This is a genomic window from Streptomyces sp. 184, assembly GCF_045781775.1.
In the GTDB taxonomy this organism is placed as follows: Bacteria; Actinomycetota; Actinomycetes; order Streptomycetales; family Streptomycetaceae; genus Streptomyces.
Genome location: NZ_CP123230.1, coordinates 7,944,410 through 7,959,695, shown reverse-complemented (window position 1 = coordinate 7,959,695; position 15,286 = coordinate 7,944,410). Strand labels below are relative to the sequence as shown.

Below are 15,286 nucleotides of genomic sequence, written 5' to 3'. Positions count from 1 at the left end.
TCGGTGGCGAGCGTAGCAGATATACCCCCAGGGGGTATCTGGGCTTTACGCCGCGGTGGTCGTACGCTCCCGGGTCCACCGCGCGCCGCGGGCCGGCCGGTACGCGCCGGCCGCCGCCCCGCCCGTACGCCCCGAGCCCGCCGGCCGCCACAGCAGCACCGCCGCCACCGCCGCCCCGAGTCCGATGACCGCCAGCGCGCCCGCCGCCGCGGCCGTCCCCGCCCGCGCCGCCAGATAGCCGGCCAGCGGATACGTCAGCAACCACGCGACGTGCGACAGCGAGAACTGCGCCGCGAACGCCGCCGGCAGGTCCGCCTTCCCCGGCACCGCGCCGCGGATCAGCCGCCCCGTCGGCGTCACCATCGCCGAGGTCGCCGCCCCGAGGACGGCCCACGCGGCGAGCAGCGCCGGCCAGGCCCGTACGCCCGCCGCCAGGCCCGCCCCGACGGCGGCGAGCACCGGCGCGGGCACGAACGCCGCCGGGAGCATCACCGCCCGGTCGCCGACCCGCTCCAGCACCCGGGGGAGCGCCAGCGCGACGGCCATCGACCCGGCGCCGAAGGCGCCGAGGGCGAGCGAGACGTCGCCGACCGAGCGGGCGAAGTGGTCCCGTACCAGGACAACGGTGTTCACGACCACCATCGCGCCGGCCGCCGCCACCGCCAGGTTGAGGGCCAGCAGGGCGCGGAGCTGCGGCGCGGAGCCGAAGAGCCTCATGCCGTACGCGGCCTTGCCGAACGCCCCGCCCCTCGCGCTGCTTCCACCGCTCCCGCCGCGGGTGTCGCCGGGCGTCGGCTTCGGCAGCGCCACGGAGACGACGAGCGCGGCGGAGGCGGCGAAGCCGGCGGCGGTGCCGAGGAAGAGCCGGTCGTAGGTGATCAGCGTCAGCAGCCCGGCGGCGAGCACGGGGCTGAACAGGCTCTCCATGTCGTACGCCAGCCGCGACAGCGACAGCGCCCGGGTGTAGTCGCGCTCGGCGGGCAGCACCTCGGGGATGGTCGCCTGGAAGGTCGGGGTGAACGCGGCGGAGGCGGACTGGAGCAGGAAGATCAGCACATAGATCTGCCAGACCTCGGTCACGAACGGCAGCGCGAGCGCGACGGCGCCGCGCACGAGGTCGGCGGCGACCAGCAGCGCGCGGCGCGGGATGCGGTCGGCGAGGGCACCGACGACGGGGGCGATGCCGACGTAGGCGACCATCTTGACGGCCAGGGCGGTGCCGAGCACGGCGGAGGCGTTGCCGCCGGCGAGGTCGTACGCGAGGAGGCCGAGCGCGACCGTGGCGAGGCCGGTGCCGAGGAGGGCGATGGCCTGGGCGGCGAAGAGGTGTCTGTAGGTGCGGTTGCGGAGTACGGGGAACATGGCACTGACCTCTTCCCTTGCTCGTGTGCGCATATACGCACACGTTAAAGGGAGGAGGGCCCGGGCGCTATTCCCGACGCGGTGGGACCCGGCTCAGGAGTGCCAGGGCTCGCCGGTCATGAGGTGATCGGCGTGGTTGAGCGCCTCGACGACGAGGCCGCGCAGGTGCCCGTCGCGCAGCGAGTACACGACGCGGCGGCCTTCCTTCCTGGAGTGCACCAGGTGGGCGAGGCGCAGCTTGGCCAGATGCTGGCTGACGGCCGGCCGGGCGGCGCCGCTGGCGTTGGCCAGCTCGGTGACGTCGGCCTCGCCCTCGGCGAGCAGCCACAGCAGGTGCAGCCGCGTCGCGTCGGCGAGCAGCGCGAACACCGTGCTCGCGGCTTCGAGCTGCTCCCGGTCGGGGGTCCACTCGTGACGGTGGACGGCGGGGGTGGGGGCGGTGTCGCGCTCCGGCATGCGCCCATCGTATGGCCGTGCGAGGCGGGCGGCGGGTGGTGCGTCCGGCGGTGAGGCCGCTCAGCGGGGGCTGAGGTAGCGGTACATGCCGACGGAGTCGTGCGCGGCGACGTCGGCGAAGCCGAACTTCTCGTACAGGAACCGCGCGGGGCCGTCGGCGATGAGCGACACGTAGGCGGTGGCGGGCGCCCCCCGCTCCAGCTCCGCGGTGAGCGCACCCATGATCCGCTTCCCGAGCCCCTGCCCCTGGTGCGCGGGCAGCACGCACACGTCCACCACCTGAAACGCGGTCCCCCCGTCCCCCACGACCCGCCCCATCCCGACGGCCGTCCCCCGGTGGTACAGCACGACGCCGTACCAGGTGCGCGGCAGCGCAACGGCGGCGGCCTCGGCCGACTTGTCGGACAGCCCGGCCCCGGTCCGCAACAGCCGGTACACCTCGACGGAGGGCACCCCGGGCCGTATCTCGTAAGGGTCGCGATTCGCTTCCATGCATTACACCTTAACCGGGTGCCGCCCGGCGATCACCCGGCGGGGCATGGACCGCCCGACGGCTCTCCAGCACCTCGCAGCGCGGCGGCGACGGTCTCTGCCTTGGTGGTCGTGCCGAGGACCTGGGCGACCTCGGCGAGGAGGTCGTCGTCCAGGTCGATCACGGTGCGGCTCATCGCATGACTCCGGGTCGCGTCGGGGTGTCGATCTGACCACGAGTCACACCCCCTGCTCCACCTCTCCCGCCCGCACTCCCCCGGCGGGCATGCGTCTGCGATGATGGGCGCGCCTACAGGTGACGGCGGAACGAGGAAGCCGGTGTGAATCCGGTGCGGTCCCGCCACTGTGATCGGTGAGTCGACTCCGAACAGGCCACTGCCCGGATGCGGGTGGGAAGGCCAGGGGTCGGTGGTGAACCGAGAGCCAGGAGACTCACGTCGTCGCCTCCTCGACGGATCTGGGGCGGATTTCCCCGGAGAGGAGCGTGCGTCGTCGTGCGTGCTCGTGTGCGCCGTCCGGTGGTGCGGCCGCTGCGTGTGGTCGTTCCCGCGGCTCTGCTGTTCGTTGCCGCCTGCGGTGGTCCCGCCGGGGGCGGTGGTGGGGGTGGAGGGAAGGCGCCGGCGGGGTTTCCCGTTTCGGTCGGCAACTGCGGGGTCGAGACCACCTACGAGCGGCCGCCCGAGCGGGCCGTGACCCTCAACCAGCACGTCACCGAGATCATGCTCGCGCTCGGCCTGGAGAAGTCCATGGTCGGCACCGGCTATCTCGACGACGAGATCCTGCCCGAGTACCGCGCCGCGTACGACGGCATCGAGGTGATCGCCGACGAGTACCCCTCGTACGAGGCGCTGCTCGCCGCCGAACCCGACTTCGTCTACGGCGGGTTCGCCAGCACCTTCGAGGAGGGCCGCAGCCGCGACGCGCTCGCCGGGGCCGGCATCGACTCGTACCTCAGCCTGGAGGAGTGCGCCGAGCCGCCCGTGACCGTGGACCTCATGGACCGCGAGATACGCACCGTCGCCGAGGTGTTCGGGGTGCCGCGGCGGGCGGAGCGGCTGCTCGGGGAGTTGCACGGGACGCTGGACGGCGTACGGGATGCGGTGGGCGGGGTCGAGGCCGCGAGGGTGTTCGTCTACGACAGCGGGGACAAGACCGCGTTCACCGCCGGCGGGGCCGGGATCGGCAACGAGATCATCGGACTGGCCGGCGGCGCCAACGTCTTCGCCGACCTCGGCAAGACCTTCGGGGACGTGTCGTTCGAGCAGGTGGCCGCCCGGGCGCCGGACGCCGTCGTCATCTACGACTACGGTGACCAGTCGGTCGCCGACAAGAAGCGGTTCCTCCTCGACCACCCCGCCCTCCAGGACGTTCCCGCGATACGCGACGAGCGCTTCGCGGTGCTTCCGCTGTCCTCGACCGTGCTCGGCGTGCGCGTCCCGGAGGCCGTCGAGTCGCTGGCCCGGCAGCTCCATCCGGAACGCTTCCGGTGACGAAGGTCCGGGCGCCGCGCCGGCCGGCGCTGCCCTTTCCGCTTCTTCTGCTTCTCCTGTGCGGCCTCGTGCTGCTCTCCGCCACCGCCGCCATCGCCCTCGGCTCCGTCCGCGTCCCCGCCGGCGAGGTCTGGGGCATCCTGCTGCACCGCCTCCACCCCGCCCTCGCCGACCCCGGGTGGGCCCCCGTGCGCGAGACGATCGTGTGGGACGTACGCCTGCCGCGCGTGCTGCTGGCCGGGGCGGTGGGGGCGGGGCTCGCGGTGTGCGGGATGGCGTTGCAGGCGCTCGTACGCAATCCGCTGGCCGATCCGATGCTGCTGGGCATCTCGTCGGGCGCGACGGTCGGCGCCGTGCTCGTCGTGGTCTTCAACGTCACCGTCCTCGGCCTGTTCACGCTGCCGCTCGCCGCCTTCGCCGGTGCCCTCGGCGCCCTCGTCGCCGTCTACTTCCTCGCCCTCGGCGCCGACGGCCGGATGACGTCGCTGCGCCTGGTGCTCGCGGGCGTGGCGATGGCCGAAGTCCTGTCGGCCGTCGTCGGCTTCCTCATCGTCACCTCCGGCGACCCGCACAAGACGCAGGCCGCCCTGCGCTGGATGCTCGGCGGGCTCGCCGGCAGCACGTGGCGGCTGATCTGGATCCCGCTGGCCGTCGTCGTCCTCGGTACGGTCGCGCTGCTCGCCGTCGCCCGTCCGCTCAACCTGCTCCTCGCCGGCGAGGAGGCAGCCGCCGCCCTCGGCCTGGACGTCCACCGCTTCCGCTCCGCGATGTTCGCGCTGGTCGCCGTGATGGTCGGGGCGGCGGTCGCGGTCAGCGGCGCGATCGGGTTCGTCGGGCTGATCCTGCCGCACGTGGTGCGGTTGCTCACCGGGGCCGACCACCGGCGGGCGCTGCCCGCGGCGGCGCTGCTCGGCGCCGCGTTCCTGATCGCCGCGGACCTGGCCGCGCGCACGCTGATCAGCCCCGAGGAGGTGCCGGTCGGGGTGCTGACCGCGCTGGCCGGCGGGCCGTTCTTCCTGTGGCTGATGCGGCGGGGGGCGGCGGCCCGGTGACATACGCGAAGGGAGCGAACGCCGCCGGCGCCCCGGGCGCGCTGCGGCTGGAGTCCGTCAGTGTGGCCGCCGGCGGGCGCGCGCTCGTCGACGCCGTGTCGCTGGACGTCGCGCCCGGCGAGGTCGTCGGCCTCGTCGGCCCCAACGGCGCCGGCAAGACGACGCTGCTGCGCACCGTCTACCGCGCCCTGCGGCCCACCTCCGGGCGCGTACTGCTCGACGGCGACGACGTCCGCGCCCTGCCCGCCAAGCGGCTGGCGCGGCGGCTCGCCGCGGTGCTCCAGGAGATCCCGGGCGCCTTCGAGCTGACGGTGTACGACGTGGTGGCCATGGGCCGTACGCCGCACAAGCGGGCCTTCGAGGGGGACGACGACGCCGACCGCGCCGTCATCGCCGACTGCCTCGCGGCGGTCGGGGCGGGCGACCTGGCCGCGGCGCCGTTCGACCGGCTGTCGGGCGGTGAGAAGCAGCGGGTGCTCATCGCCCGCGCGCTGGCGCAGCGCGTGGGCACGATGGTGCTCGACGAGCCGACCAACCACCTCGATCTACGCCACCAGCTCGACGCGCTCCGCCTCGTGCGCGGCCTCGGTGTCACCGCCCTCGTCGCGCTGCACGACCTCAACCTGGCCGCGGCCTTCTGCGACCGCATCTGCGTGCTACGCGCCGGCCGCGCCGTCACCGTAGGGCCGCCGGCCGACGTGCTGACGCCCGCGCTGCTCGCCGAGGTGTACGGCGTGGCGGCGGAGGTCGCGGTGCACCCGGCCACCGACCGCCCGCACATCACCCTGCTCCCCGACGCGGTGCCGCCGGGGGCGGCCACGGCCGGGGGCGCGGGCTCGCCGGGTGGCGTTGACCTGCCCGGGAGCGCGGGTTCGCGCGGTCCGCTCAGCCTGCCCCCGGACGCCGTCCTGCCCACGGGCGTGGACCCGCCCGGCCTGCCGGGCCCGCCCGCCCCGCGCTCGGACACCGCTCCGCCCTCGGCCGCCGATTCCCCCGGTCCGATACCGGCCGTCGATCCGCCCGATCCGCCCGATCCGCCCCATCCACCCGGACCACCCACCGGCGCCGACCCGCCCCGTCCCGCCCCGAAGGGAGCACCGTGACCCCCTCCGCCGACCGGCCACTCCCCGCCTCCGCAGCCGCCGCCGCGCTCGCCGACGCCGCCGCCCTCGGCCCGTTCTTCACCCTCACCGTCGGCGGCCCCGACGCCGGCTGGCACCCCGTCGCCGACACCTACGCCCGCGGCGCCGCCGACCTCGTCGCCGCCACCGCACGCAGGCTCGGCACCGCCGAACTGCGCATCGGCGCCTCCCTCGTCCAGTTCGGCCACGCCTCCCGGCTCTGGTCCCCCGTGCTCGCCTGCGCCCTCCTCCACGGCGTCGTACCGGACCTGACCGGGCTCCAGCGCGCCGACGACGGCCCCGCACTGCGGCTGCCCACGGCCGCCGGCCACCCCGCGCCCGCGACGGCCGGGCTGCCGGAGGCGCTGTACGACGCGGTGGTGACCCGGCACCTGGAGCCGCTCGCCGCCGGCCTGCGCGTGAAGGTCGCCCCGGGCCTGCTCCACGGCAACGCCGCCTCCGCGCTCGTCGGCGCCGCCGCCGCGCTCCGCGCCGCCCGCCCGGCGCTGGGCGACCCGCTGACCCGGCTCACCCGGGCCCTGCTGGGCGCCGGCCGGCTGGCCGGCACGGGGGTGCTCACCGGGCCGGGGCCCACCTTCCGGCGCCGTAGCTGCTGCCTGTACTACCGGGTGCCCGGCGGCGGCACGTGCGGCGACTGCTCACTGCGTACGTAGGCACCGTCCACGGCACCCCCACGACAGCCCCCACCCGGAACCCTCACCGCTTCCCCCGCGCCCGCAGGAAGCGGTCCAGCCCCTCCTCCAGCTCCACCACCCGCTCCGGATACCCCAGCCGCTCCCGCTCCCCCGCCGGCAGCATCCACGGCCGGTGCGCCTTCGCCCCCGCCACCTCCGCCAGCTCCGGCACCCACCGCCGCACGTACGCCCCCTCCGGGTCGTAACGCTTCGCCTGGGTCAGCGGGTTGAGCACCCGGTTGGGCCGGGAGTCGGTGCCCGTCCCGGCCACCCACTGCCAGTTGAGCTGGTTGTTCGCGATGTCGCCGTCGACCAGCAGGTCCAGGAAGTGCGCGGCGCCGACCCGCCAGTCCACGTACAGCGTCTTCGTCAGGAAGCTCGCCGCCAGCAGCCGCCCCCGGTTGTGCATCCAGCCCTCGTGCGCGAGCTGCCGCATCGCGGCGTCGACGATCGGGTAGCCGGTGCGCCCGTCGCGCCACGCCGCGGTCCCGGCCGCGTCCGTACGCCACCGGTCGCCGTGCGGGCGGTAGTCGGCGTGGGCGGCGTCGGGGCGCGCGGCCAGCACCTGGTGGTGGAAGTCGCGCCAGGCGAGCTGCCGTACGAAGGCGTCGGCGCCCGCGCCGCCCGCCGCGCGGGCGCGGTGCACCAGCTCGGCGGCGGACAGCGTGCCGAAGTGCAGGTGGGGGGAGAGCCGCGAGGTGGCGTCGCCGGGGAGGTCGTCGTGGCGGTCCGCGTAGGCGGACACCCCGGCGCGCAGCCAGGCCGCGAAGCGCCGCCGGCCCTCCTGCTCCCCGCCGCGGGCGAGGCCGGGGGAGGTGCCGGAGACCGCGGCGCGGGCGGGCGGTGCGGCGGACCGGAGGCCGGCCGGCACCGGGACGCGGCGCGGGGCGGGCAGCGGCGTGCGCAGCGGGGCGGCGCGCCAGCGGCGGAAGTACGGGGTGAACACCGCGAAGTGGTCCCGCCCCTGCGGCGTGACCTCGCCGGGTGCGAGCGCGGTGACGGCCGCGTCGTGGACGGTGAGCCGGCGCCCGTCCGCCGCCAGCGCCGCGCGCAGCCGGGTCTCGCGGTGCTGCGCGTACGCGCTGACGCCCGCGGCGACGTGCACCTCGTCCGCGCCGGCCCGCGCCGCCACCCGGACGGCCTCGCGCACCGGTTCCCCGGTGCGTACGACGAGCCGGCCGCCGCGCGCCCGCAGCGCCTCGTCGAGCGCGGCCAGGCAGTCGGCCAGGAACGCCCGTCTGTTGGGCGGCGCGAAGCCGATCCGGGCGATGGCGTCGTCCGACACGAACAGCGGCACGACTTCGTCGGCCGCCCGCACGGCGGCGTGCAGCGCGGGGTTGTCGTGCAGCCGCAGGTCGGACGTGAAGAGGCAGACGGCGACGCTCATGGCGGCATTCTCACGGCGCCGGGGCCGGTGCGGCGTCCGCCATGCCGGTGGCGTACGACCGGACCCGCTCGGTGACGTACGCCATCGAAGGCCCGTGCCCGCGGGGCGTTTACCGGTTCATGACACGGCAAGACGCCGTCCATGTCTAACAGAAGCAGACCCAGTGCGGCGGCGGTGGTCGTCGCGATAGCGGATCTGGCCGCGTTCGTGATCGGTCTCTGGATCCTCCTCTTCATCCTGGACGCGAACCGCACGAACGACTTCGTGGACTTCGTGCACGACCTCGCCGGCTGGCTGGCGGGCTGGTCCCGGGACATGTTCTCCGTCGATCCCGACTGGTGGCGTGTGATGCTCAACTACGGGATCGCGGCCGTCGTGTACCTCATGATCGGACATGTGGCGGCCCGCGCGGTCAGACGGTGGTGAACTGAGCCGATACCGCACGCCGCCCGACGCAGGGAGGGCCGATGAGGGGACCCCGGCTGACGTTGGTGGTGCTCAGCTCCAGCCCGGACTGCGCGGTGATCCGCGTGGGGGGCGAGCTGGACCACGGGGGCGAGCGGCTGTTCCTGGACACCCTCGGGTCGAGCGTGGACTCCGGGCACCGCTACCTCGTGCTCGACATGACCACGCTCACGTTCTGCGACTCCCGCGGCCTCAACTGCCTCTTCGCGGTGCGCTGGCTGCTGCGCCGACAGGGCGGCGAGCTGCTGCTCGCCGCCGTCGGCCGGCGGCTGACGTACCTGCTGGAGCAGACGGGCAGCGCGGACATGCTCACCGCGTACCGCAGTGTGCGGGAGGCGCTGGACCAGGTGCCGGAGGGGCTGCGGGCGAGCTGGCCGCCGGGAGCGGTCCCGGGGCCCACCCACCCTCCTTCTCGATAGCTAATTTCGGCGTGCTGCAAATGGCCTATGAGCGGTCAGAAATGGCTGCTGGAAGGGGTGTTGCCGGGTCGAGATGATTCCAGTGGCAAAGTAACGGTCAGGTATAGGTGCTGTGCGGACGGGTAAGCGCACAAAACGTTTGTCCAGCAGAAGCCCACCTGGGGGACGACATGACGACGACATCAGTGACGCGCGACAGCGGGACCGCGACCGGCCCCGACACGAGTTCGGTCACCGACCCGCTCGCCGGCTTGGACCTTCCGCCGCTCCCTGAGCTGCGCGAGGCGAGCACGGCTGACGCGCGCGCCATGTCCCGTGTTCTCTTCGTCCGGCTGGCCGAGCTGGAGGAGGGCACGTACGCGTACTCGTACGTCCGCAACACCCTCGTCGAGCTGAACCTCGCGCTCGTCCGCTACGCCGTCAGCCGCTTCCGGCTGCGCAGCGAGTCCCGCGAGGACGTCGTGCAGGTCGGCACCGTCGGCCTCATCAAGGCGATCAACCGCTACGACCTCGCCGAGGGCACCGAGTTCCCCACGTTCGCGCTGCCGACGATCGTGGGCGAGATCAAGCGCCACTTCCGCGACACCTCCTGGGCGGTGCGGGTGCCGCGCCGGATGCAGGAGCGGCGGCTGCTGCTGGCGAAGGCGAGCGCGAAGCTGGAGCAGTCGCTCGGCCGCGCGCCGAGCGTCGCGGAGCTGGCGGAGCAGACGGGTCTGGACCCGGACGAGGTCGTCGAGGGGCTGGTCGCCGCCAACGCATACAAGACGTCGTCCCTCGACTACCACGCCGCCGACGAGGAGGGCGAGTCCTTCCTCGCGCGGCGCACCGGTGCACCGGACCCGGACCTGGAGAAGGTCGAGAACCTGGTGTCGCTGAAGCCACTGGTCGAGGCGCTGCCGGAGCGCGACCGCAAGGTCCTGGACCTGCGGTTCGGCGCCGAGATGACGCAGAGCGAGATCGGCGCCGAGCTGGGCATCTCGCAGATGCACGTGTCGCGGTTGCTCAGCGGAATCCTCAGACGGCTGCGCGCCGGGCTGACCGAGCCGGCGTGAGCGCGCGCGTGCGGCGGGCCGGGCGGGGCGGGTTCGCGAGCATACGGACCGGGCGTTCCGGAGTCGCCGTGCCCTCGTGGGCAGGCGGGCTTTCTGAGCGCGTGGGCCGAGTCGGCGGTGCCGGCGGCGCAGGCCGTGCAGGCCGCGTACGGAGCAGGAAGGCGGCCGGGGCCGCCGGCCCCGCCGTCGCCGGCGTACGGCGAACGGCGCGGGTGCTGCGGGCCGCCGGACTGGGCGTGTACGAGGAAGCCGCCGGCCGGGGCCGTGGCGCCCGGGCCGCGGCGAGGCGGCTGCGCGCGGCTGACCGGGTGCTCTTCGCCCGGGTCGCCGCGACCCGCTGGCCCGGCGCCGAGCCGGTGCTGCCGCGGCTGAGCCGGGGCGCCGACCACGGCTTCCTGTGGTTCGGCACCGCTGCGGCGATCGCCGCGGTCGGCGGCCCCCGAGGTCGCCGCGCCGCGCTGCGCGGCATCGGCTCGCTGGCGCTGGCCTCCGCGACGGTGAACACGGCCGGCAAGGGCGCGTTCCGCCGGGCGCGGCCCGTGCTCGACACCGTGCCCGTCATCCGGCACCTCTCCCGCCAGCCGATCACGTCGTCCTTCCCCTCCGGCCACGCCGCCTCCGCCACCGCCTTCGCGTGCGGGGTGGCGATGGAGTCGCCGCGCTGGGGCGCGGCGGTGGCGCCGGTCGCGTGGTCGGTCGCCTTCTCCCGGATCTACACCGGCGTGCACTACCCCAGCGACGTGCTCGCCGGTATGGCGCTCGGCTTCGGCGCGGCGCTCGTCGTACGCCGCCTGGTGCCGCCGCGCCCCCGCGGCACGCACCCGACGCCGCCGCCCGCGGAGGCGCCGGCGCTGCCCGACGGCGAGGGTCTGTACGTCGTCGTCAACCCCTCCGCGGGCGCGCAGCCGCAGTTCCTCGACCCCGTACGGCAGCTCGCGGCGGTGCTGCCCGAGGCCGAGGTGGCGGTCGTCGGTGAGGACACCGGCTCGCTGCCCGAACTGCTCGACGCCGCCGCGAAGGAGGCCGAGCGGTCCGGCGGGGCCCTGGGCGTGTGCGGCGGGGACGGCTCGGTGGCCGCGGCGGCGGTGGCGGCCATGGCGCACGGCGTGCCGCTGGCGGTGCTGCCGGGCGGCACGTTCAACCACTTCGCCACCGACCTCGGCGTGGAGAACGTCCCCGAGGCGTGCCGGGCGGTGGCGAACGGCAGCGCCGTCGCCGTGGACGTCGGCCGGGTCCGTCCCGGGCCGCGGGCGGCGTCGGGCCCGCCCGCCTACTTCCTGAACACCTTCAGCCTCGGCGTCTACCCCGAGCTGGTGCGGCTGCGCGAGCGCTGGTCGCCGCGGGTCGGCGGGCCGCTCGGCTCGGCCGCGGCGGTGCTGCACGTCCTTCGTACGGCGCAACCGGTCACCGCGCGGATCAACGGCCGCCGCCGGGAGCTGTGGCTGCTCTTCGCGGGCTCGGGCGCGTACCACAGCGTGGGCATCGCGCCCGTGCGCCGTGACAACCTCGCCGACGGGGTACTCGACGTGCGTGCCGCCCACGCCGGGCGCTTCGGCCGCACCCGCCTGCTGGCCACCGCGCTGGCCGGCGGCCTGGCCAGGACCCGGCTGTACGCGGCGGGGCGGCTGCGCCGGGTCACCGTCTCCGGGCTGCCGGACGGCACGCGGATGGCGTACGACGGGGAGGTCGTCCCCGCGCCGACCGCGTTCGTGCTGGATAAGCTCGAAAGAGCGCTGACCGTCTACCGGCCGGTCAAGGACTGACGCATCCCCCGGGAGGCCCGATGTTCGAGGCACACGACATCCGCGAATGGCGCGGCCACCCCGTCCGCGGCGCGGACGGCGGCAAGATCGGCGAGCTGGAGGCCGTCTACGTCGACACCCGCACCGACATCCCTGCCTTCGCCACCGTCAAGGCCGGAGGGCCGGGGCGCAAGCGGCTGGTGTTCGTCCCGCTGGCCGGCGCCTCCGTCAGCCCCGGGTACGTGACCGTCGCGTACGACAAGGGCCTGGTCAAGGGCGCGCCGTCGATCGGCACGGACGGCGAGCTGGCGTTCGAGCAGGAGCCCGCGGTCTTCTCGCACTACGAGCTGGAATACCAGGCCGGCGCCGAAGGCGAACGGCGGCTGGCGCGGCGCTGACGCCGCCCCCGGCGCCCCGCGTGCGGGCGCCGCGACCCTCACCGCGGTACGGCCGTCACCGACGGGCGCCGCGGGGGGCGGGCGGTCTCGGGCGCCGCGGCCTCGGCGCGGGCCAGCAGCGCGTTGAACTGCGCGCCGGCCAGCAGCGCCAGGTTCGAGAACCACAGCCAGATCAGGAAGACGACCACGCCGGCCAGTGACCCGTACAGCCTGCTGTACGTGCCCGCCGCGTACGAGGCGTAGAGCGCGAAGGCCGCCGACGCCAGCAGCCACAGCGCACCCGCCAGCAGCCCGCCGGGCACGGCGTGCGACACGGCGCGCGACTCGGGCGGCCCCGAGCGGAAGAGCAGCAGCACCAGCAGCGCCGCCACGACGCCCAGGAACGGCCAGCGCAGGAAGTCCCACGCCGCGGCCGTCTGCTCGCCCAGCCCGAACGGCCGCCCCAGCGCGCGGGCCACGGGACCGGAGACGACGAGCGTCAGCGCACCGGAGACGAGCAGCGTCAGCAGCAGCAGCGCCATCGCCAGGATCGCCGGCGCGCGGCGCAGGACCGGCCGGCTGTCGGGGGTGCCGTACATCGCGTGCAGGGCGCGGCGGAAGACGGACAGGAAGCTGCACGCCGACCAGACGGCGCTGGCGGCGCCCGCGGCGGTGAGGATCCAGGCGGTGGAGTGGCCGCGGGTGACGTCGTGCAGCGCGTCGTTGAGCGCGGCGCCGGAGCCGGCGGGGGCGATGCCGGCGACGTAGGCGATGAGGGCTTCGGTGCCGGAGGGGTCGGCGAGGCCGATGACGGTGAGGGTGACGAAGAGCGTGGGCAGGACGGTGAGTATGGCGTAGTACGTGAGGGCGGCGGCCCAGTCGGTGATGTCGTCGTTCCACAGGGCCACGGGGGTCCGGCGCAGGGCGGCCCGGTAGCGCGCCCATTCCGACTGCCCGCCCCGTGCGTGCGCCCCACGCTTCATCCGCCCATGCTCCGTTCTTCGTTCGCTCCGCGCCTGCCCGGCTCGCCGGCCGTCGACTGCCCTGTCTACCGCGTGCGGGCGGCGCGCGCTTCAACCGGGCGTGCGCGACCCGTCGTGGAACCGGTGCCACCAGTGTCGGCGGCGCGGGTGGACGGCGCGGCCGAGCCGGCGGCCGAGGAACAGATAGCCGAGGAAGGCCCCGGTGGTGTTGAGGATGACGTCGTCGATGTCGAACGCCCGGCCCGTGACGAACGTGCCCTGGACCACCTCGACCGCCAGCATCACCACGGCGGTGCACACCCCCACCCGCAGCAGTCCGCGGGCGCGCGGCACGAGCACGGGCAGGAGCAGCCCGAAGGGCACCCCGAGCAGGATGTTGCCGCCGAGCTGGCGGAGGGTGTCGACGAACTCCGGCTGGGAGAGGTAGTCGCGGATCGAGTCGCCGGGGCGCGTGTTGGTGTGCGTCAGGGGCTCGGAGGCGGTCGAGGACTCCAGGGTCAGCCGCGCCAGCACCGCGGCGAACCCCACCATCAGGGCGAACGCCAGCAGCATCGCGAAGGCCCGCACCCACCGCGTGACGGGCGGCGTGCCGACCGGCGTTCCGGTGGTCTCCTTCGCCGCCGGCCCGCCGGTCCCGGCGGCCGTCTCGTCGTACGGCCGCTTCCGGGAGATTCTCATGACGCCCCCCTCGGCCCGGAGAGCCGGGTGTGGCCGGCGGGCGGCAGCCCGCCCGGGGCGGGCCGCAGCTCCCCGTGGTCGGTCCGGCCGGCGGGTGTCGACTCGTCGGTGGACAGGGGCCTGATGGACATGAACCCTCCCTTCCGGAGCCGGGCGGTCTGCCCGGTGGGTTGCGAGCGGGCGGTTACCCGGCCGGCCGGCCGGTATGCACGGGGGCGTGGCGCGCGGGGGCGGCGCGGTCCCGTGGGGCCCGTGGGAGGGGTGTGCCGGCGCTACGACGGGCGTTCGGCGGTCCCGTGTACGTGCGACGGCCGGGCGGCGGGGCTGTGGGATTGCGGGCTGCGGGCTCCCGCCCGGTGTCCGGGGGCGTGCCGTCGTGTGCCGTGCCGTCGTACGCCGCGGCGCGGGCCGGCCCCGTGTCCGGCCCGCGCCGCGGCTGTCCCGGTGCGGTGTGCGCGCTCGATGCGCTTCCCGTGGTGTAAGTGAGGTACGTGAGACATGCGCCCTCCGCTCACGCGCCCCCGTCGAGAACCTCCCGGAGCTTCGCCCCGAAAGCCTCCGGCCGGCCCGCGTAGCCGAACTCCGCGTCGAGGAACCCGCCGTGGTGGCTCGGGAAGACCGTCGCCTCCTGCCCCAGCAGCGCGGCCGTCCCGCGCGCCGTACGCGCCGTGAACGTGTCGCCCGACTCCTCGCCCACCGCGATCACCACGCGCGTCGGCGCGGCGGCGAGCGCCGCCGGGTCCGGGCGGTAGCTGCTGACCTGCCAGGAGTGGTCGGAGAGCAGCGGGTCGTCGCGGTTGCCGTCGTCGCCGTCGGGCATGCCGAAGGCCGCCGGGTCGGGCAAAGGCTGCGCGAAGTAGGCGTCGGTGAACTCGCCCTGCCACGCGCCCAGCGCCAGGAACGCCGCCATGCCGGCGCCCCAGCCCTTGGCGTTGTACGCGTCCGTGACCCCCTGCCGGGCCCGCTCCGCGGCCTCGGCGTCGGGCAGCGCCGGGATGATCGGCGGTTCGTGCGCGACGAGCGTGGTCACGTCCCCGGGGTACGCGGCCACCAGCGCCAGCGCCGTCACCGCGCCGCCGCTGCTGCCGAACAGCTCGACCGGGCCCGCGCCGAGCGCGTCGATGACGGCGTGCACGTCCTCGGCCTGCGTCTGCGGGGTGTTGTCGAGGCGGCCGTCCTTGCGGATGCTGCGGCCCAGGCCGCGCGGGTCGTACGTGACGACGGTCCGGTCCGGGAACTGCGCCGCCAGCGCGCGGAAGCCGGTGGCGTCCATGGGCTGGCCGATGAGCAGCAGCGGGGGGCGGCCGTGGGCGGTGGGCAGCGGGCCGCGTACGTCGTAGACGAGGTCGGCGCCGGGGGTTTCCAGCGTGTGAGTGTCCATGTGTGTGCAGACGGTCCGAGCGGCGGAAACTCATCGGCACCCGCCGCGAGGCCGCCGTTACTGCAACTCGTGGGTTGCAGTATGGCTCTCCATGTGCAATGCTTCAGTTGCAGGTAAAAACACGAGGAGGAACC

General features: G+C 75.0%; 17 protein-coding genes, 1 pseudogene and 1 riboswitch. Of the genes and pseudogenes, 9 read left to right on the top strand and 9 right to left on the bottom strand.

Going from position 1 to position 15,286, the window contains the following annotated elements:
* Positions 1-45 precede the first annotated feature (45 nt).
* The 4 genes from QBL21_RS34065 to QBL21_RS34050 all read right to left on the bottom strand — a co-directional run bounded on the left by QBL21_RS34065 (position 46) and on the right by QBL21_RS34050 (position 2,486).
* Positions 46-1,362 (bottom strand): MFS transporter, encoded by a 1,317-nt coding sequence (locus tag QBL21_RS34065; RefSeq protein ID WP_407566657.1) that lies wholly within the window; start codon positions 1,360-1,362, stop codon positions 46-48.
* 93 nt (positions 1,363-1,455) lie between these two features.
* On the bottom strand, positions 1,456-1,818 hold the full coding sequence (locus QBL21_RS34060; protein ID WP_407566069.1) for an ArsR/SmtB family transcription factor: 363 nt from the start codon (positions 1,816-1,818) through the stop codon (positions 1,456-1,458).
* Between the two features lie 60 nt (positions 1,819-1,878).
* Positions 1,879-2,310 carry a GNAT family N-acetyltransferase gene (locus tag QBL21_RS34055; RefSeq protein ID WP_407566068.1) on the bottom strand — a complete coding sequence of 144 codons (432 nt, stop codon included), beginning with the start codon at positions 2,308-2,310 and terminating at the stop codon, positions 1,879-1,881.
* Between the two features lie 32 nt (positions 2,311-2,342).
* Complete coding sequence (locus tag QBL21_RS34050) at positions 2,343-2,486, bottom strand: type II toxin-antitoxin system VapB family antitoxin (RefSeq protein ID WP_407566067.1); 144 nt, start codon at positions 2,484-2,486, stop codon at positions 2,343-2,345.
* Positions 2,487-2,576: 90 nt separating this feature from the next.
* Positions 2,577-2,765, top strand: a riboswitch (cobalamin riboswitch).
* 51 nt (positions 2,766-2,816) lie between these two features.
* Here QBL21_RS34050 and QBL21_RS34045 point away from each other — a divergent pair.
* The 4 genes and pseudogenes from QBL21_RS34045 (at position 2,817) to QBL21_RS34030 (ending at position 6,647) form a co-directional block, all read left to right on the top strand.
* Positions 2,817-3,800: an ABC transporter substrate-binding protein gene (locus tag QBL21_RS34045; RefSeq protein ID WP_407566656.1), complete on the top strand. Its 984-nt coding sequence runs from the start codon at positions 2,817-2,819 to the stop codon at positions 3,798-3,800.
* A complete protein-coding gene (locus QBL21_RS34040; RefSeq protein ID WP_407566066.1) occupies positions 3,797-4,852 on the top strand; it encodes a FecCD family ABC transporter permease in 1,056 nt (351 codons plus the stop codon). Before QBL21_RS34045 ends, QBL21_RS34040 begins: the two co-directional genes overlap by 4 nt.
* Positions 4,819-5,670, top strand: a pseudogene (locus QBL21_RS34035) (ABC transporter ATP-binding protein); the annotation flags it as partial. The gene QBL21_RS34040 and the pseudogene QBL21_RS34035, both read left to right, overlap by 34 nt.
* Before the next feature lie 281 nt (positions 5,671-5,951).
* Entirely contained in the window at positions 5,952-6,647 is a 696-nt protein-coding gene (locus QBL21_RS34030; RefSeq protein WP_407566065.1) for a (2Fe-2S)-binding protein, read from the top strand.
* Positions 6,648-6,690: 43 nt separating this feature from the next.
* Here the strand turns inward: QBL21_RS34030 and QBL21_RS34025 are convergent, their stop codons facing one another.
* Positions 6,691-8,055, bottom strand: coding sequence for a cryptochrome/photolyase family protein (locus QBL21_RS34025; RefSeq protein WP_407566064.1), 1,365 nt, complete (start codon positions 8,053-8,055; stop codon positions 6,691-6,693).
* A gap of 141 nt (positions 8,056-8,196) precedes the next feature.
* On the opposite strand from QBL21_RS34025, the gene QBL21_RS34020 reads away from it, so the two are divergent.
* The 5 genes from QBL21_RS34020 (at position 8,197) to QBL21_RS34000 (ending at position 12,131) form a co-directional block, all read left to right on the top strand.
* The gene (locus QBL21_RS34020) at positions 8,197-8,481 is read left to right on the top strand and encodes a hypothetical protein (protein ID WP_407566063.1); all 285 of its coding nucleotides are present in this window, start codon (positions 8,197-8,199) and stop codon (positions 8,479-8,481) included.
* 41 nt (positions 8,482-8,522) lie between these two features.
* Positions 8,523-8,939: an STAS domain-containing protein gene (locus QBL21_RS34015; RefSeq protein ID WP_407566062.1), complete on the top strand. Its 417-nt coding sequence runs from the start codon at positions 8,523-8,525 to the stop codon at positions 8,937-8,939.
* Positions 8,940-9,109: 170 nt separating this feature from the next.
* Entirely contained in the window at positions 9,110-9,991 is an 882-nt protein-coding gene (locus QBL21_RS34010; RefSeq protein ID WP_407566061.1) for a SigB/SigF/SigG family RNA polymerase sigma factor, read from the top strand.
* Positions 9,992-10,227: 236 nt separating this feature from the next.
* Positions 10,228-11,754: a bifunctional phosphatase PAP2/diacylglycerol kinase family protein gene (locus QBL21_RS34005; protein WP_407566655.1), complete on the top strand. Its 1,527-nt coding sequence runs from the start codon at positions 10,228-10,230 to the stop codon at positions 11,752-11,754.
* A 20-nt stretch (positions 11,755-11,774) separates the two neighbouring features.
* The gene (locus QBL21_RS34000; RefSeq protein ID WP_407566060.1) at positions 11,775-12,131 is read left to right on the top strand and encodes a PRC-barrel domain-containing protein; all 357 of its coding nucleotides are present in this window, start codon (positions 11,775-11,777) and stop codon (positions 12,129-12,131) included.
* A gap of 38 nt (positions 12,132-12,169) precedes the next feature.
* On the opposite strand, the gene QBL21_RS33995 is transcribed toward QBL21_RS34000, so the two are convergent.
* From QBL21_RS33995 to QBL21_RS33980, 4 genes are all read right to left on the bottom strand, one after another.
* Positions 12,170-13,093 (bottom strand): YihY/virulence factor BrkB family protein, encoded by a 924-nt coding sequence (locus tag QBL21_RS33995; RefSeq protein WP_407566059.1) that lies wholly within the window; start codon positions 13,091-13,093, stop codon positions 12,170-12,172.
* A 90-nt stretch (positions 13,094-13,183) separates the two neighbouring features.
* Positions 13,184-13,771, bottom strand: a complete 588-nt coding sequence (locus QBL21_RS33990; protein ID WP_407566058.1) for a VanZ family protein — start codon at positions 13,769-13,771, stop codon at positions 13,184-13,186.
* Positions 13,768-13,902: a hypothetical protein gene (locus tag QBL21_RS33985; protein ID WP_407566057.1), complete on the bottom strand. Its 135-nt coding sequence runs from the start codon at positions 13,900-13,902 to the stop codon at positions 13,768-13,770. Before QBL21_RS33985 ends, QBL21_RS33990 begins: the two co-directional genes overlap by 4 nt.
* Before the next feature lie 380 nt (positions 13,903-14,282).
* Positions 14,283-15,152, bottom strand: a complete 870-nt coding sequence (locus QBL21_RS33980; RefSeq protein WP_407566056.1) for an alpha/beta fold hydrolase — start codon at positions 15,150-15,152, stop codon at positions 14,283-14,285.
* Positions 15,153-15,286 lie beyond the last annotated feature (134 nt).

Excerpts from the sequence above, each read along its gene's own strand:
- QBL21_RS34065 (WP_407566657.1), bottom strand. The coding sequence starts at position 1,362 with ATGTTCCCCGTACTCCGCAACCGCACCTACAGACACCTCTTCGCCGCC.
- QBL21_RS34060 (WP_407566069.1), bottom strand. The coding sequence starts at position 1,818 with ATGCCGGAGCGCGACACCGCCCCCACCCCCGCCGTCCACCGTCACGAG.
- QBL21_RS34055 (WP_407566068.1), bottom strand. The coding sequence starts at position 2,310 with ATGGAAGCGAATCGCGACCCTTACGAGATACGGCCCGGGGTGCCCTCC.
- QBL21_RS34050 (WP_407566067.1), bottom strand. The coding sequence starts at position 2,486 with ATGAGCCGCACCGTGATCGACCTGGACGACGACCTCCTCGCCGAGGTC.
- QBL21_RS34025 (WP_407566064.1), bottom strand. The coding sequence starts at position 8,055 with ATGAGCGTCGCCGTCTGCCTCTTCACGTCCGACCTGCGGCTGCACGAC.
- QBL21_RS34020 (WP_407566063.1), top strand. The coding sequence starts at position 8,197 with ATGTCTAACAGAAGCAGACCCAGTGCGGCGGCGGTGGTCGTCGCGATA.
- QBL21_RS34015 (WP_407566062.1), top strand. The coding sequence starts at position 8,523 with ATGAGGGGACCCCGGCTGACGTTGGTGGTGCTCAGCTCCAGCCCGGAC.
- QBL21_RS34010 (WP_407566061.1), top strand. The coding sequence starts at position 9,110 with ATGACGACGACATCAGTGACGCGCGACAGCGGGACCGCGACCGGCCCC.
- QBL21_RS34000 (WP_407566060.1), top strand. The coding sequence starts at position 11,775 with ATGTTCGAGGCACACGACATCCGCGAATGGCGCGGCCACCCCGTCCGC.
- QBL21_RS33995 (WP_407566059.1), bottom strand. The coding sequence starts at position 13,093 with ATGAAGCGTGGGGCGCACGCACGGGGCGGGCAGTCGGAATGGGCGCGC.
- QBL21_RS33990 (WP_407566058.1), bottom strand. The coding sequence starts at position 13,771 with ATGAGAATCTCCCGGAAGCGGCCGTACGACGAGACGGCCGCCGGGACC.
- QBL21_RS33985 (WP_407566057.1), bottom strand. The coding sequence starts at position 13,902 with ATGTCCATCAGGCCCCTGTCCACCGACGAGTCGACACCCGCCGGCCGG.
- QBL21_RS33980 (WP_407566056.1), bottom strand. The coding sequence starts at position 15,152 with ATGGACACTCACACGCTGGAAACCCCCGGCGCCGACCTCGTCTACGAC.